Origin of the sequence: Sebaldella termitidis ATCC 33386 (assembly GCF_000024405.1) — a bacterium.
Taxonomy (GTDB): domain Bacteria; phylum Fusobacteriota; class Fusobacteriia; order Fusobacteriales; family Leptotrichiaceae; genus Sebaldella; species Sebaldella termitidis.
The window spans coordinates 1,051,641-1,070,620 of the sequence record NC_013517.1 but is presented as its reverse complement, the minus strand read 5'-3'; the positions used below and the strand labels follow the sequence as shown (position 1 = coordinate 1,070,620).

The window sequence follows — 18,980 nt, the reverse complement described above, 5'->3', positions numbered from 1 at the left end:
TTAAAACAGAACCTGTGTATTACTGCTGATTTTATAATAGCAATAACAAAGATTCTGTTTTTTTATATTATTCTTTAATTAAAACACTGCCTTGAATACTACTCCTGCTCTGTAATCATTTTCCTTATTATTTCCTGTTGAGTATTCTCCTGTCAGGAATATTCCGTATCTGTCTTCCACCTCTACTCCTAATGAAGCTCTTGTTCTGAATATTCCCTCTTCATCCTGTGGCTTTGACAGTTTATGATAACCATCCTCTATGGCTATTAATCTTGCCTTTTCTCTTTCGTTCAAATCCGCAAGCTCATATTCATAAGCTACATCCAATGCTCCTTTTAACTGCCATGCTGTCTTGCTTCCTAAAGGTAATGAGCCTTTTAGTTCCACTCCTGCTCTCGGCTTTGCACTCCATGCATCATTCCCTTCCACCTCAAGGGCTTCCAGTCCGCTTTCATTAAATGTCGGTCTTGTCACATACATTGCTCTGAATGCTCCATATGGCATTATACTTGCTCTCTTTCCTAATCCGAATTCTTTTCCAAGTATATTGTCACTTGTTATGCTGTATGTCTCATAAGTTCCGTTCATTTCTGATCTTCCAAGCGGTGATGGCCAGTCTATATTTCTGTCTACATTATGGAAACTTACTCTTCCTGTAAGATCATTTCTCAGCTGCCAGCTGTTCGCATCATATTTATTATGCACTCCAAGCTGGATTGTATCTACCCATTCTTCACTCTCGTTCCCGTCATTGAATTCAAAGCCTGTATGTAAGTACCCAAGTGAGTAACCGAATGTATGTCTGTAAGTTCTTTCCACTTCTCTTAATGCCAGTACCCCTGTTGTTGTATAATCATAACTCGTTACCCCGTCTGTTTCTTCTTTGTTTTTCCCTTTTCCTGCTATTATATTTACTTTTACATTTTCTTTTGTGTTATTTGTTGAATTCTGCATCAAATGTAATGAGTTTTCAAATGCATTTGCTATATCATTCTCTCTCTGATTTATATTGGCATATACATTTCCTGCAAGACTCGCCATTATATGTCTGAAGCTTTCTTCGTCTGCTATATAGCCGGTTTTATTGTATATTTTTACTCCATCTCCTGTGGCAGCAGCATAATTATTTTCCAGTGCTGTCCCGAAGTCTTCAAACCACAGTCCGTCTGTAAAGTCTGTAAATGCTTTTCTTGACATATAAATATCTGCGCCTGTTGATGTTACTTTCGGTGTTGCTTCCCACAGAAGCGATCCGCTTATGAAGTCATATTTTCCTGAATTTGCCTTAATTAATCCTTCCAGTTTATAAACATCTGCATTTGTTCCGTCTGCAAAGCCGGGCATTATTACTATAGGCTTTGTTGTCAGTATTTCATCAGCTGTTATTGAAGTTCCCGATATTACGAAATCATAATTAGGATCTGATGATGCCTGTCTTGTAGATAGATCAGTCTTGATTAATACCTGAATCCCGTCCAGTGCCAATACTCCTGTTGTTTTGATTATTCCTGCATTTATCAGCGTCGGTATCGCATAAGTATTTCCCAATCCCTGAATTACATTATCTGATACTCCATTTATTGTGGCACTTCCGCTGTTTACACTATGAGCAGGATCATCAGGATCCGAAGATACGAATGCCTGACCGTTTCCTGTTATATTTATAGTACCTGTATTTGTTATTATTGTTCCGGGATTAGCATACATTCCTATTGCATCATTACCTGTTATATTTATAGTACCATGATTCGTAATAAATGAGTTTGTTCCTTTTCCTCCCATACCTATTGCATTGTCGCCTGTTACATTAATTACTCCGCCAGATTCATTGGTTACTGTTCCATTTTCTGTATACATTCCTACTGAATAATCTCCGTTTGTTGTTACCGTACCGTAGTTGCTTCCTGTTCCGCCCTTGGCTACTATTCCGTATCCGCCGTAACCTGCTGTTACTGTTGCTCCTGAATGATTTATGATTGCAGCATTTTCTCCGTATAATCCCACTGCATATTTACTCTTATCACTGTCTACCACTCCTTTGGAAATTACAATATCTGAACCTCCTACAGCTACAGTTCCGTAGTTATCAATTGTTCCGCCGTAATTATAGATTCCGACATTATTATTCCCCGCTGTTCCTGTTATAGTTCCGTTATTAGTAATTACAGCTCCGCCGACATAATTTGAATCCTTATCAAGATAGAAACCGACATTATCCGATCCTGTCATTGTAAGATTTCCGTTATTTGTTACTGCTGTTCCCTGCTGACTGTACATAAATACAGAATCTGTACCTATAACGCTGTTTGTTCCCGCATTATTCGTGAATGATCCGCCTGTTAGTATAAAACCATAGTTATGACTTCCTGCATCAAAGCTTAATGAATTAGTTACCGCAGAGCTTTCAGCATATACTCCTACTGCTCCGTTTGTCCCTATATTTATTGTTCCCGAATTTAGATTAATTACTGCATTTGTTCCGTATACTCCCACACCTGCATTTCCGATGTTCATTATTCCGCTGCTGTTAACAGTTCCTGTATTGCTGTATATCCCTATTGAATTATCACCGGCAGTTACAGTTCCCGAATTGGTTACTGTATTTCCAGCTATTCCGCTGTATATCCCTATTGAAGGGTCGGAAACATTTGATGAATTCCCTACTTTTACTGTTCCTGTATTATTTATAGTTACGGCATTTGATCCTGCCGAATATATTCCTATTGATTTATCACCGCTAAGATCAACTGCCCCGGCATTATTTATATTCCCTGTAATATTATCAGCAAATATCCCTACAGTTCCTGCACCGCTGCTTAATATATTTCCTGTTCCTAAGTTATCTATAGTTGTTCCGTTTTTCAGAACCATTCCCTGTGAACCTGCTCCCAGATTTATTGCTCCGCTGTTCATTGCCAGTGAACCTGCTCCTGATGTCATTAAGCCTGCTGATGCATTACCTGCTGTTATTACCCCTTTATTGCTCACTCTTGATCCGTTTTTACCGAATAATCCTACTGAACTATCTCCCAAAGTAATCGTTCCGTTGTTTTCTCCGTCAGTTCCTGCTGTCATACCAGCCGGTACTGTTCCTGTATACTGCCCGTTAAGAACTGCGGCAGCTATATTTGTTGCACCTGCTGCTGAAGTTATAACAGATCCGTTTAGATATATAGCAGAATTTGTTCCCGAAACAAGTGTCCCATTTGTAGCCAGATTACTGATTCCTGTGTATTCAAATGCTCCTCCTGTGATATTTCCCAGAGTATATGTAGAGCCGGGAGCCACATTTGCCACATTAAAATTATTTGAGATTGACCCGCTTGAATTCATATTAAATAAAACTATATTCTGTCCGCTTATATTTATGTTCCCTGTTCCGTTAAAGCTTGTTGTGCCGTCAAGATAAAGTCCCAATGCATTATCACCTAATAAATTAATTGTAGAACCTGCAAGTGTTACACTGCTGTCTTTAGCATAAAGAGCTACACCGTTTTTACCTACAGTTATTGTAGAGCCGGAATCAGTTACAGTTCCTTTATCTACATAAACACCTACTCCACCCTCAGAAGCACTCATATCTACAATTCCGTTTGATAAATTAAGTTTTGAATTACCAATTGCCACTCCTGAGTTATTATTCAGGTAAATCCCTATTGCATTAGTTCCAGTTCCTGATTTTATCAATCCGCTGTTTTTTATATCAAGCTCGCCGTTTCCAAAAACCTGCGCTGTCCCCTGTTTATAGCCCTCTGCAAATATTCCTACTCCATTTTTCCCTATATTTATTTCAGTTCCTGCTGCTGTATCCACTTTAGTACCATTTACTGCATAAATAGCGATTGAATTATCACCTGTTGTGTTTATTTTTCCTGTACCATTATTATAAATTTCCCCGTTGCTTGTGTATATTCCTATTGAATTGGCTCCGCCGAGAGAAATTACTCCGTTGTTATTTGTTAAAGTCACAGTTGATCTGGCTAATGGCGTTGATGTCATATCAAGCCCGTTTTCCTGGGCCATTCCGGCCTGACCCGCTGCAGTCCCTGTTATATTAAATCCGTTGTTTGTTATTTTTGAAGTTACTATTTCCAGATTGTTATAGTCATCTGTGGCTGAATCAAGATTTATTGCTTTATCTATTGTCAAATCACTCTGATACAGCATAAATGTTTTATATGAGCTTCCGTTTATTATCGGTGCATTTAGCACAGACCCCATTGATACATTGGTACTTGACAAGTTCATCGCTACATTGTCCACAATAAACAATCTTGAACCTGGATCCATATTTAATGTCAGATTTCCTAAAGTAGAATTATATCTATTTGTAAAATATGAGGAAATATCACTTGAATTAAATGTTCCATATGCTGTAGGAGATTTATAATAAAATGCTGTTCCTCTGTCTGTGGCATTTGAAGCTCCGGTTACTTTTGCAGTTGCTGGTGATGTTATTCTTATCTCCCCGGTATTATCGAGATAAAACAACAGTGACTTTTGTCCCGCTTCTATATAGTTACCGTCATATTTGATGCTTCCGCCATTGACAGCTGTCATTGCAAAAGCTCCGTCCAATGCTTTTATGCTTGAGCCTGCATTCGTCATAGTTACTACCGAGCTGTCAGCATAAACTGCTATTGATTCCTTACCATGGACATCAGCTGTTATAATTCCGGTACTTGTCAGCATAGATCCGTTCATCACACCTAGCACCACTGAACCGGTTTTTACATTCGCTGAATCCGTATACACTCCTCCGTTGGCAAGTGTTATATTTCCTCCTATTGTTGCCTGAGCACCGCTGTCTATTATTATTCCTTTTACTCCGTTACTGCCGGATATAGTAATATCACCGTTATTTGTTATTACCGCCTTCTTTTCACCAAAAATAGCTGTTGATAAATCAGAATTTGTTATAGTTAACGGAATATAGCTCTCTATTTCTGACTGTGTAGAGCCTGGAGTTCCGGTAGCTCCTGCATATATTGCTATATTATTTATTCCTGTTTTTGAAGTCCCGCCGTCTATTTTCAGTCTGTTTGCCGTATCAGTCCCGTCTAATATTACCTTTCCTCTTACTATTGATACCAATGTTGCTCTTTTAGCATTTTCTAATGCATCAAGCTGTGCATGCATTATTTTATAATCTTTTCTAGTTCCGCTTCCGTTATTAAAATACAGTGCTGTTGCCTCTTCTACCAGAGCTGTAGTACTTCCTGCTATAGAAGTGTCATTTGAATCTGCATTGCTGGGATTTGATTTTTCTCCGATCTTTATATTAAATACTGAATCTTTTACCGGTGAGGTTTCATAGTTTGCATTAAGTACTGGTGCTGCTCCGGCACCATTAGTCGCATTAGTATTAAAGTTATATGTAAATGCAACTCCCACACTCTTATCACCGTTTAAGCTCAGAGCCTCTTCAAATCTAACCCAAGATCTGGTATACTCTCTGGCAAATACTGCCCCCATGGACTTTATTCCGTTCAGTTCAATTGTTCCTCTATTTTCAAAATATGACCCTCCATAATTTGCATTATCTTCAGCTGCAAAGTTAGAAAGAACGTCTTCTTTTCCATTTAGATAAATTTTTCCGCCAGCTTCATTTTTAAAATAAAGATATCTTGAAGTACCTCCGCCGTCAGCAATGGAAACAAAAACAAATCTCTTTTCAGGACTATAATTATATACTGCTCCGTCATACAATGAAGTATAAGATGTAGTATTATCTGCTAATATTGTTCCATTATTAAATACCATACCGGAATCACCGTTAGTCCCATGATATTGAACATCATATAATATTGTTTTTTCACCTTTCATAGTAACATTTGTATTATTCAAATCCCATAGTGAAGTCCCGAAATCATTGTGTGAATCTGTGTGGAAAACTGCCAGATTATTAGCTCCGGCTAATTTCATAGCTGTCAAATTCATGTTATTTATCGGAATATATTCCCCACCTACCAGAAGCATACTTCCAAATGTAGCTGTTCCGCTAAATTTATAATTATTTTCAGGATGTGAAATTCCTGAAGTAGCTGTGTGACCACCTGCATATCCCTGCATTAAAGTATTGTCTATATACTGTCTTATATTATTTGCACCGGTAAACAATGTCTCAAAAGTTCCTGTTCCGCTTATTCCTGTCATTGACTGTTGTTTTATAGGTGCATTATTCGCAGTTAATCCAAACCATGTACTATCCCCGTTACCACTTCCCGGGAATGACAAGCTCAGCGGATTTACCGTAATAGGTGTGGGTGCTGTCAGATCAGGTGCTATCGGCTGAAATTCTATTACATTTATCTGCGGGATTGTTGCTCCTGAAGGTATGTTAAAATTATATCCGGCAGGATTAATATTAATTTCGCTTGCCGGTGTTATGTTTAGATTTAATGGCTCTCTGGTCATTCCCTTCATAGGAATGCTGACCCCTAAATTTATATTTTTAGGCTGCTGTGGCGGCTGATAAGGTTTTCCGTCCACTCCGTTTATTGATCCGCTTGTTGTCACAAAATTTCCGCTGTCATCATAGTATCCTGATACCTGTGAACGATATTTTGCATTTTCTTTGGTATTATCTACACCCTTTCCGTGTTCTTCATAAAATGCACTGGCAAAAATCTGCCATTCCAGATATTCAGGTTTTACAATATAGTCACTCTGTAAATACAGATCTTTTAATTCTTTATTTCGCTGGTTTAATACTTTTTCTATAAGCTTGTAATTTTCTTCGTTTGTTTTCCCCTGTTCCAGATTTTTTATCATATTATTATATAATCTATCACTGTTTAATGCTACAGTTTTCCCCGCACTCACGGCATATCCGGATAGTACAGTATTTAACGCCAGAAATGATAATAATAATTTTTTATCTCTTCTCATTCTTCCTCCTTGATCCACTTATAATACGTTAATATAAAATTATATTTTTTCGTTATTTTTTCTTCTCATTTTTTATTCTATAACAAAAATTTCTGCCGAATAATAGACTTAAATGAGATAAATAACGAAAAATTTGCTTTTATTTACACCTCCTCAATTTATATATAGAAATTAAACATACCGCATTTTTACTAATTGCCAAATTCTGACAAAATCCTGATTTTCTAAATATTTTCATTTATAGCCGAAAATGTTAGAAAAAATTCTCTTTTTCTAATTCAAACCTTACATTTCTGTAAATAAATCAATTTAAATATACTCCTTACAAACTCCTTTACATTTTTTCAATACACAGTAGATAAAATAATAGTTTCTATGAAATTTATACATCTGATTTTATTTAACTAACAGAAATTTTATGTTTAAAATTAAAATATGCAGGTATCTATTATCAGATTTCACTATAATTATACCAATAATATACAAATAATCTAATGTTCATTTTTATTTTTTAATATAAGATTTTATGATATATACATATTTTTATAGAATAAACCGTCTAATTTTATTACATTTTAAAATTTTTGTTATATGTCTCATTTTTGAAAATATTAGATTTATTTTACGATAAATTAATTGAAAAAATCTTTTTTATACTCTCTACAAATGTATATGCAGTTATTTTAAATAACTATATAAAATATTTGATTAAAAAAATATGTTACAAAATATCATATTACAAAATATTTACATTAATAATATTCGTTCTAATTATTTTCATCAGGAATATTATATTTTTTCCCAAATTATAAAAAAGGCAGTTTTGGATTTTCCAAAATGCCTGCCTTTTTATTTTCTTAGTCTAGAATACTGCTTTAAGTGTTACTCCTGCTCTGTAATCATCTTCTTTATCATTCCCTGACAAATATTCACCTGTAATAAACACTCCGTATCTGTCTTCTACTTCCACACCTATTTCTGCTCTTGTTCTGAATGCTCCTTTTTCCTCCTGCGGTTTCGACAGCTCATGATATCCGTCTTCTATTGCTGTTAATCTTGCTTTTTCTCTTTCATTCAGATCTGCCAGTTCATATTCATAAGCAAGATCCAGTGTTCCTTTCAGCTTCCATGCCGACTTTGCCCCGAGCGGTACAGATCCTTTTAGTTCCACACCTGCTCTCGGCTTAGCACTCCATGCATCGTTTCCTTCCACCTCAAGTGCCTCCAGCCCGCTTTCATCGAATGCCGGTCTTGTCACATACATTGCCCTGAATGCCCCATACGGCATTATACTTGCTTTCTTACCAAGTCCGAATTCTTTCCCGAGAATATTATCACTTGTTAGACTATATGTTTCATATGTCCCATTCATTTCCGATCTTACAAGCGGTGACGGCCAGTCTATATTTCTGTCCACATTATGAAAGCTCACTCTTCCCGTAAGGTCATTTCTTACTTCCCAGCCACCCGACTTATACTTATTATGTACTCCGAGCTGGATTGTATCTACCCATTCTTCACTGCTGTTCCCGTCATTAAATTCAAATCCTGTATGCAAGTATCCCACTGAATATCCAAAAGTATGTCTGTATGTTCTTTCCACTTCCCTTAGTGCTAGTACTCCCGTTGTAGCATAGTCATAGCTCACTACCCCGTCAGTTTCTTCTTTATTTTTTCCTTTTCCTGCTATTACACTTATTTTCACATTTTCTTTTGTGTTATTTACTGAATTTTGCAGTAAATGCATTGAATCTTCAAATGTTCTCGCTATATCATTTTCTCTCTGATTTATATTAGCATATACATTTCCTGCAAGACTTGCCATTATATGTCTGAAATCTGTTTCATTCGTTATATAGCCTGTCTTATTGTATATTGTTATTCCATCGCCTGATGCCGTCATATAATTATTTTCCAGTGCTGTTCCAAAATCTTCAAACCAGAGTCCGTCTGTAAATTCTGTAAATGCTTTTCTTGACATATATACATCAGAGCCTGAGCCTGTTGCTTTAGGCGTAGCTTCCCACAGAAGCGATCCGCTTATAAAGTCATACTGCCCTGATGTTGCCTGTATCAGACCTTCCAGCTTTATTACATTGGCAATCAACCCGTCAGAAAATCCGGGAAGAATCACTATAGGTTTTGAGGCAGTTACCTGATCTGCTATTATCGACGTTCCTGATAATTCAAAGTCATAATCCGGATCTGATGACGGCTGTTTTGTTGTAGGATCAGGTTTTATCATTACCTGCATTCCGTCTAATGCCAGTATTCCGCTTGACTTTATTATCCCTGCATTTATCAGCGTCGGAAGTGTGTGTGAACTTCCTATTGATTCTATTACATTAGCTGTTATCGCACCATTTATAAATGCCGATCCGTTCTCTATATTATGTGACGAATTTGCAGGATCAGCCGATACAAAAGCCTGTCCATTTCCAGTTACATTTATGATTCCCGTTGGACTGTTGAAAATTACAGTCCCCACATTACCATACATTCCTATTGCACCGTCACCGTCAATATTAATAGTTCCATGGTTTATCAGCTGCGAGCCTTCTCCTTTTCCTGCCATTCCTATTGCATTCTTACCTGTTACATCTATTACTCCTGCTGCTTCATTTGTTATTATTCCATCCTCTGTATACATTCCAGTAGAGTGATCCCCGTTTGTTATTATAATTCCGAAATTGCTTGCAGTTCCGCCTTTGGCTACTATACCAAATCCGCCGTAGCCTGCTGTTATCAGTCCGCTTCCGTAGTTTGTAACAGCAGCATCTTCACCGTATATTCCTACTGAATATTTACTGCTCTTCACATCTATATCCGAAGTTCCGTCTATCAGCTTCAGCTCTGAGCCGCCTACCATGACCATACCGTAGTTGTCCACTATTCCGCCGTAGTTATAGATTCCTATGTTGTTATCCCCTGCTGTACCTGCTATTACACTTCCAGGACTGTTGACAATAGTTCCTCCGCCTGTTTTGCTTACAGGATCCTTGGCCATATAGAATCCTATATTATCAGAGCCGGTCATGGCAACATTTCCGTTATTAATCACTGTTACAGCTTCTGTACTGTACATGTAAACCGAGTCATTTCCCAAGATACTGTTTGTACCGGCTCCTGTTGTTAATGAACCGCCCTTCAGAATAAATCCGTAATTCTTATCTCCTATATTCAGATCAGATGAATTAGTTACTGCGGAATTAACTCCATACACAGCCACTGCTCCATTTGTCCCCATATTTATTGCAGAACCTGTATTGAGATTCACAATTCCATTTGATGAATATATTCCCACTCCTGAATTACCGACATTGAATATACCGTTATTATCCACTGTACCGCTGCTGCTGTATGCACCTATAGAATTTTCGCCCGAACTTACAGTACCGTGATTTGTTATTATACTTCCAGCTGTTGATCCGTAAATTCCTATTCCGGGATCCGATGTATTCGTAGAATTACCTATACTTATTATTCCCGTTGAATTGTTGTCTATTAAGTAGCTGTTTGTCCCTGTTGTATATATTCCTACAGATTTATCCCCGCTTAGATTAATAATACCGTCATTGCTTATCTGCATTGTTGAAATATTACTGTCTGCATATATTCCTATTGTTCCTGCTCCGGTACCTGATATATTTCCAGCTCCCAGATTCTCTGCACTTATTCCGTCTTTAAGATAAATTCCCTGTGAACCTGTTCCCACAGTTATCATTCCGCTGTTCAGAACCTTTGATCCTGATCCTGACGTCATTAATCCGGCCGATGAACTGCCTACAGTTATCGCACCCTTGTTGCTTATCCGAGAACCGTTCTTTCCGTAAATTCCCGCTGAACCGTCGCCTAAAATAATAGTTCCGTTATTTTCACCGTCAATTCCGGCTGTCATTCCTGCCGGTAAAGGCAGCAAACCTGAATATTGATCATTCAGTGCTATTGCAGCTACATTTACAGAGCCTGCTGCCGAAGTAACAGTTGACCCGTCCAGATATACCGCTGACTCTTTTCCCGTTACAAGTGTTCCGTTTGAAGCAAGTTCACTGTTTCCTGTATATTTGAATACTCCGCCTGTTATATTCCCCAGAGTATATGTTGACCCCGGCGCAATACTTCCTACAGTAAAGTTATTACTGACTGCCCCGCTTGAATTCATATTAAATAAAATTATATCCCGGCCGTCTATATTTATGATATTCGTTCCTGTAGTAGCCAGAGATGATGTCCCGTCCAAAAATATTCCGAGAGCATTATCACCGTTTAAGTCAATTATTATTCCGTTAAGTGAAACATCACTATCTTTTGCATATAATGCAACACTGTTTTTACCTACTGTTATCCTTGATCCAGAATCTACTATTGTTCCTTTATTTACATATACTCCTACAGCATTTTCAGAATTCTTTACATCTATCGTCCCTGTCGAAAGATCTATATCTGCATCAGAAGCTATACCGCCTGTTCTGTTATTATCAGCATATATTCCTATTGCCCCTGTTCCGGCTGATGCTCTTATTACTCCGGTATTTGCTATATCTATAAGTCCTCCGCCGTGTGCAGGAACACTTGCAGGATTTTGATGTGATATTCCGTATATTCCCACACTGCCGTTTCCTATGTTTATTGTCCCGGTATTTGATGTTACCGTTCCATTTTCACTGAATATTCCGAGAGAGCTATCTCCTGAAACATTTATTATATTATTATTAGTTATTTTCCCGTTATTTGTATATATTCCTATTGATGATTTTCCCTGCAGATCAATAGTTCCGTTATTTTCCATTTTTACGTGCAGAACTGCGTCATATGAATTATCATCAGCTAAGGCTGCCTGACCATCCTGTGTTCCTTTGACAGCCACACCGGAATTTACTGTTATTCCCAGTAATGCCTTATCTATATTCAGGTATAATTCCGACGGACTGTCCAGATCCACAAGATTGGAAGCCGGATTTAATACCAGTGTTCCTTTAGTTAAAAAAGCATTTTTCCCGCCTGTATTATTTATCTGATTAAATATTCCCGTTCCTGCTGCCACAGTATTGACATCATCAAGGCTTATTGAACCAAATTCCTGTATTACAAATAAACTTGCATTTGAGCTTAGATTTACTGTCATATTACCGTGACCGCTGTAATTATCATTAAAGTAATTCTGAATATCTGCAGCTGCTACCGATGTATTATTTCCGGTATATATAAATCCTCTGGCTCCGTCAGATAAATTAAGTGTTGTTCCGCCGGTATTCGTAAATTTTATCTGCGGTGCAGATAATTTGTTTTCTATATATGAAAACAATCCTCCGTTTTTCACCGTAAAAATTGAACCGGAAGTTTCTATTGAATTTGCTGCATTTGTAGTTTTATTATAAAATAACACGCTGTTCAGCCCGTCTGCCGTATAAATCCCTGTTCCTGTCCCGGAAGCTCCTAGTTTTACTACTCCCGAAGAATTATATACCCCGACTGCTTTTTCCCCGACTGCTTTCACATTTATCTCAGGAGAATTGCTGAAATCAGCTGTTCCCTGATTTACATATAAGGCTATACTTCCTTTTCCGTTTACCTCAAAGCTGTGATTTAATCCTGCCGCAGCATTATTCAGAACAGATCCGCCCTGTATTATCACTGCATGACTGTTCTCCCCGTATGTCTTTATACTGTTTGAAGCTCCGAAATGTATCTTTCCGTTATTTATACCCAGAATTCCTATGGTTCCGTTAACAGGCTTTGCTTCAGTTCCTATATTCAGATTAGGATTTACTGTCAGATCCGAACTTGATGAATCACTTATAAATACATAGTTGTCTTTTCCGGCAGTTATGTTTATATCTGTAGTTTCTCTGTTGTCGAGATACAGAGTTCCTGCTTTTAAATATACTAATTTCCCGTATCTTGCATAATCTCCGAATTCAAATCCAAAATCCTTTAGTCTGTATGTAAGCCCTGCTTTATCAATATATAATCCCACGGAATCTTCCACATATCCTGCTTCAAAAGGATTTCCCGCTGAATTGAGCCCTGTACTGTTTCCTGCATATTTGTTTTCTTCCTTACCTATAATGACTCTTATTGCAGAAGGACGTGCATCATAAGTATTTGCTCCTCCGCTTGGGTTTTCAGCAACAGGTGTTTCGTAACCGTCATCCATTAATTTTGATATTTCTACCCCGATACTGTTATCCCCGTTTATTTCTATAGGAGTATAAAGTACTATTTTTGACCCTTCCGGATCTCGTGAAGCACCATTTGTAGAAATCCCTATATTTTCACTTCCGTACAAAACTATACGCCCTTCATTAAAAATATTATAATGAGGAGCTTTATTACTTATATAATTATTCGGATCTCCATAATAATATGCGATACTGCTTTTTGCACGAAGCTCCACCAATCCTCCGGGTTTATTATAGAATTCAAATCTTCTGTGATTATAGCTGTTATTTTGTGCAGCGATAAAAGCATGAGCCACATGATTGGTAGGATTAGTTCCCTCATTAAGACCTATCATCTCACCGTAATTCTCATAAACAGCACTTACAACTCCGTTATGAGACTGCAGACCTATCAAAAGACCGTTGCTTCCTTTTAGCTGAAGCAGTCCGTGATTTTCCAGAACATTATAGTAATACTGAACTCTTTTATCAGTATCAGATTCCTGATCCGAAGTATTTGTTCTTCCAGTGGCATTTCCATAGTGATCCTGTATATATGCGGTATATTTTCTGTTAGTATTGGTATGGGGATCGAATTGAATTAAATGCGGCATATCATTTCCCGTAGCTTTGGAATCCAGTGTCATTACCAGATTATCTGCTGTCCCTCCCACAGGATTATTAGGTATTCCCAATATTATTTTTTCGGCCGCTGTTATTTTATATAAAGCTGTCAGACTGTCATAAACAGCTTTTCCTACTCCCGGAGCCGAGCTTACAGTAAGATCATTTATAACAGGATCCGTCGCTCCGTAATTTGCACCGCTGCCTACTCTCCAGTCTATAGCTCCATTCAGATTTTCCACATCATAGCTGGTCAGGCATCCGCCGGAAGTACAGCTCCCTAATCCAGTATATCCGCTTCCTGAAAAATGTGCTGTCATATTTCCGGTTGTAAGATTATACTGTGATATCATGGCTGTATAGCCTCGATAAGTAGTCCCGACATCTGTTGGTCTTAATGCTGTATATGTCTCGTCTCCGTTTCCTGTTCCCGGCGGCTTTACCGAAAACGGTGTCGGAACAGTTGGTGAATTAACAGTAATATTTGGTATATCTATATTAAAAGTATTAGTAGTAACTGTAGGATTGATGGAAAATACCGGAGGTGTTACATTCTGTGAACCCGGATTTATATTTATTTCCCCCGCAGGTGTTAACGATAAGTTCAGCGGCTCTCTAGAAAGTCCTTTCAGCGGAATGCTTACTCCCAGATTTATATCCTTAGGCTGCTGAAGTGCTCTGTATCCCTTTCCTGCGAGACCTTTTATGCTCCCGCTTGTTACCACATAATTTCCGCCGGCATCATAATATCCAGTTACCTTTGAATGATACTCCGCATTTTCCGCACTGTTATCCACACCTTTTCCGTACTCGTCATAAAATCCAGTAAAAAATACCTGCCATTCCAGATATTCAGGTTTTACTATATATTCTCCCTGCAAATACAGATCTTTTAATTCCTTATTTTTTTGATTAAGTATTTTCTGTATTGTTTCATAATTTTTTTCATTAGACTTTCCCTGATTTATATTTTTTACCATATTATTGTACATTCTGTTATACTTTACAGTTACCGGTGCCGCAGTATTATACATTGATAATACTGAATTCAACGCTAGAAATGATACCAATAATTTTTTATTTTTTCTCATTGCTCCTCCTTGTTTATTTTACATTAGCTTCAATTTTGCATTGCTTTGTCCTGAACAATAAATCTTTCATTTTCTATATTTAATTTTCACCTCCTTATTTCAGATATTATTTAAAAATTTCAAAAACTTTATTGCAAATTAAATTTATAATATTAAATTCATTTTTTATTATTTTTATAACAATATTATAATTTTAATTTTGTAAAATTTCCAATTTTAAAATATTTTTTCAAACAAAATAACTTCATAAAATCTCTTCTTTTTAGAACGAATATTCATTTTTAATTATGTGAAAAAAATTTCTTGTATGCTATTTCTATTCTACTAAAAATAGCATTTGAAGTCAATTCTAATTATAAAAAAACACATTTCACAGAAATTGTCAGACCTTTATTTTTGACTAATTTTTATAATTTATCTCTAAAATAATAGTATTAATAACAAAATTTAAACTTTTCAATATAATTATATCATAATTCTTATTTTTGTCTAACATATATAATGCTTTTTAAATTAATATATTTTTACTTATTTTAAATATTAAAGATGAGAAATGTACCTGATCTGCCAGTTTCATTACCTTTGTCTTTTTCAATAATTTTTCTCTGTAAAAATCTGTTATTTGAATTATTATTTTTATTTTATATTTTATTAATTATATTTCTTTACTCCTGTTAGATTTACAATTGTATTAACAATAAAATTTATTTACATTTTAACAATGTATCTCAAAAATTATATAAACTATAGAATATTTCGGGAAATGAATTAAGCACGGAAGAACGGTTTAAGAATTCATATCAGAATTTATTTGTCTGCTATCACTATAAAATTTCTGTTTTTTTATATCAGTCCTAAATTTATGATTATATTATGAAGTTCGCATTCTATAAATAATACGTAATATAAATATATAATTATTTTACTAAAACTGCTTAATAAAGTCAATTTTAATTTTTAAAAAATAAAAATTTAAAAAATGTCAGACCATAATTTTAAAGTTAAAAACACAAAAAAAATGTTCGTATTATTTATAAAATGCGAATATTGTTAAATTATAATAAGAAAGGAGTAAATAAATGAAAAAAAGACCTTTAGATCTTATTCTTTATTTTATCACATTTAAAAATCCGCTGTAATTCTTTTTTCTTTTTAAAATTAACATTTGTCTACCTTACTAGAGACAGCACTTAAGAGGGATTATTAATAAAAAAGTACAAAAAAGGAAAGTATCATTTGAAAAGTATGTCCTTTCTGTTACTGTTCATAAAATCCGGGGTGATATATAATGAAATTATACAGCAAAGAAGAAATAACAAAGCAAATGAGATTACATTACAGTGAAAAGAAAACTATAACCATGAAAAGTTTTAATGAAAACAAAAACGTCTGCTGCTCTACTACAGTGAAAAGATATTTTGGAACCTGGAACAATGCTAAGAAGGAAATAGGACTCTCCTCCGGTATAGAATATAATAAGCTGAAATTATTAGCTGCCATAAAAGAAAAAATAAATTCCGGAGAAATAAAAAGAATTTCAGATATTGATAAAATAGCTGATCTTCCAAGCTATAAATATATAAAAAAATTATGGACTATAGAGGAAATGGAAAAAATATTCGGAATAAAAATAAAAAAATATTCATATACTGCAGAAAGTATAGCACTCCAATATAATAAAGTAAAAAAGAAGCACAATAAAATAACTTTCGAGCTCTTGAAAAAAGAAACCGGCATTAGTGCCGGGACTATCAGAAAATACTTTAAAAGCTGGAATATGTTTCTTAGGTATATGGGTGAAGAACCAAATCATATCATTACCAGCGTAACTCATACAAATGAAGAACTGATAGAGCTGTACAGAAGGATATCCATAAAGATCGGGAAAGAAAAATATGGTGCAACATCAAGAGATCTCAAGGAATATGATTTTCCATATTCAAAATCAGTATTGGCAAGCAGATTTACAAGTCTGAATTACTTAAGAAAAATTGCCGGTTTTGAAATAAAAAGGGAGATCACGCCCAAATACAGCAAGCAGGGAATAAAATTAATGCTTTATAATAAATATAAAAAATACGGTAGGAAACTGACACAGACAGAGATAGCAAAAAATGAATCTCTTCCAAATCCGTCCTCTATATTCTATTATTTTCAGACAACTAAAATATCTGATGTATGGAAAGAAGTTTTAAACGAAAAATAAGTACAAAAATCAATTTTTTAGAATAAAAGTTTTAAATATAAAATATTAAGAAAATCCTTAATACAAGTATAATATCATAATTGTATTAAAAACTTTGATTCTCTATCAGGCTGTTTAAGCCTGATTTTTATATAAAAAAATTCAGAACTGTTTAAAGTTCCGAAGCTTTTTTATTATCAAAATATCATAATCTTTTATAGATATAATATGAAAATTTTTGATATTTTCTGTGATAATCGGCTATTTTTCTGAAAAAATATAATCTGTTAACTCTTTTACACATCTGTCTTCATTATCATTATTAAAAACTCTCTCGTAAGTCTTGCCCTTACTGCTGTATACCTTGTCATAATATTTTATCATCAGATCCTTTATAACATTATCGTAATCTTCATTTTTAACACCGTTTATAAACTCCTGAACCTGTTTTTCATTTATATATTTTTTCAGACGTTCTATGGATTTTATTATCTCTTCCTGTTCCACCCCGTCCTTGAGATATTCTTTTCTTATTATCTCTGTTCTTCTCTCAAGACTGGTTTCTATATACAGTTTTCTGGAATTTATCAGTACTTCATATAAATAAGTCGGCATGACTATATTGCCTATTCTTCTGCTCTCGCCTTCAGTTATCAGAATATCGTTTTTAGCATTCACAAGGCTTTCAAAAACCAGTGATTCGAAGTATTTCTGACTGTATCTGCCGCCCAGACCAATATCCCCCAAAAGAGAACCTCTGTTATTAGCACATGCTTCAAGATCTAATATATCATATCCGTCATTTTTCAATCTTTTCAAAATATCTGTTTTTCCCGACCCTGTTTTACCGTATAATGTTATAAACTGAAATTTTTTCACAAGCAAAGGCAGTTTTTCATTTATATACTGTCTGTAGCCCTTATAGCCGCCTTCCAGTTTTACCAGCGGCAGTGAAAGCTCTTTCATAAGAGCCGTAACTGTAGAAGATCTCATTCCTCCTCTTGCACAATAAACTACCATTCTGTTCTTTCCCTTATGATATTCTTCGAACTGCATATACAGCTCCAGTACCTTCGGTCCGACTATTTTCAGTGCTTCCTTTATAGCATTCCGTTTTCCTTCCTGCTTATATATTGTTCCTATTATTTCACGTTCACTGTTGCTAAAGACCGGAATATTAACCGCGCCGGGTATACGTGCCTCCTCATATTCTTTTGGTGTTCTTACATCTATAAATATTATTTTCCCTTTACTTTCAGACAATTTTTCGTAGCTTTGAGCTGTTACCATTCCTATTCTCCTTTTCCGGCTTTTATATTTATTATATCATAATTTTATCATTTTCTGTTTAATATTTCCTGTAATTTATAACTGTTTGTTTTCTCCTGTAAATTTTTTCTCCAATTGCCACAGCTTTATTCTGAAATTATTACAGAAAAATTGCATAACCTGTGTTATAATGAGCCTATATCTTAAAGGAGGTTATAGTTATGGAAAGAACACTAATGCAGGTTTATGTTAAAGGTAGTGCAGAAGCTGTCGAATTATATCAAAAAGCATTTAACACGACTCTCGGATATAATGTAGTGCATGAGGACGGGACTTTTTATCATTCAGAGCTGAATGTTTACGGTCAGATAATATCTGTAGCAGAAAGAACAGATGACGCTGACAGCATAACAGGAAATACAATGCAGTTTTGTCTGCAGTTTTCCAAGGAAGAAACAGATTTATTAAAAAAAGCCTATGATATTCTTACTGATAATGCTAAAATTCTTTTTCCATTAGGCCCTTGTGATTACACTACACATTTAGCGGACCTTATTGATAAATTCGGTGTCAGATGGTGCCTCTTTGTCGGATAATTATTATCAGTAAAATTTACACATCAGCCTTATTTTACAAAATAAAAGAAACTGCCTGAATATTCTCATTTTCCTTTGGTATTCCGGCAGTTTCTTCTTATATTTGTTTCCTAAAATATTAATTTTACTTTTTAAATATGAACATACCACTATTCCTTATCTA

5 protein-coding genes are annotated in these 18,980 nt (G+C 35.4%); 2 read left to right on the top strand and 3 right to left on the bottom strand.

Annotation, left to right across the window (positions count from 1 at the left end; all coding sequences use genetic code 11):
* Positions 1-78: 78 nt before the first annotated feature.
* Together STERM_RS04875 and STERM_RS04870 are read right to left on the bottom strand one after the other, a co-directional pair.
* On the bottom strand, positions 79-6,891 hold the full coding sequence (locus tag STERM_RS04875; protein ID WP_012860452.1) for an autotransporter domain-containing protein: 6,813 nt from the start codon (positions 6,889-6,891) through the stop codon (positions 79-81).
* 862 nt (positions 6,892-7,753) lie between these two features.
* Entirely contained in the window at positions 7,754-14,767 is a 7,014-nt protein-coding gene (locus STERM_RS04870) for an autotransporter domain-containing protein (RefSeq protein ID WP_012860451.1), read from the bottom strand.
* Between the two features lie 1,288 nt (positions 14,768-16,055).
* Between STERM_RS04870 and STERM_RS04865 the strand changes: the two genes are divergently transcribed.
* Complete coding sequence (locus STERM_RS04865) at positions 16,056-16,973, top strand: hypothetical protein (RefSeq protein ID WP_012860450.1); 918 nt, start codon at positions 16,056-16,058, stop codon at positions 16,971-16,973.
* Positions 16,974-17,213: 240 nt separating this feature from the next.
* Here STERM_RS04865 and mnmH read toward each other — a convergent pair whose 3' ends face one another.
* Complete coding sequence (gene mnmH, locus STERM_RS04860; protein WP_012860449.1) at positions 17,214-18,242, bottom strand: tRNA 2-selenouridine(34) synthase MnmH; 1,029 nt, start codon at positions 18,240-18,242, stop codon at positions 17,214-17,216.
* 200 nt (positions 18,243-18,442) lie between these two features.
* On the opposite strand from mnmH, the gene STERM_RS04855 reads away from it, so the two are divergent.
* Entirely contained in the window at positions 18,443-18,817 is a 375-nt protein-coding gene (locus STERM_RS04855; RefSeq protein ID WP_012860448.1) for a VOC family protein, read from the top strand.
* Positions 18,818-18,980: the final 163 nt, after the last annotated feature.

Bases quoted from the DNA above. Each gene is read 5' to 3' on its own strand.
- mnmH (WP_012860449.1), bottom strand. From the start codon at position 18,242: ATGGTAACAGCTCAAAGCTACGAAAAATTGTCTGAAAGTAAAGGGAAA.
- STERM_RS04865 (WP_012860450.1), top strand. From the start codon at position 16,056: ATGAAATTATACAGCAAAGAAGAAATAACAAAGCAAATGAGATTACAT.
- STERM_RS04855 (WP_012860448.1), top strand. From the start codon at position 18,443: ATGGAAAGAACACTAATGCAGGTTTATGTTAAAGGTAGTGCAGAAGCT.
- STERM_RS04870 (WP_012860451.1), bottom strand. From the start codon at position 14,767: ATGAGAAAAAATAAAAAATTATTGGTATCATTTCTAGCGTTGAATTCA.
- STERM_RS04875 (WP_012860452.1), bottom strand. From the start codon at position 6,891: ATGAGAAGAGATAAAAAATTATTATTATCATTTCTGGCGTTAAATACT.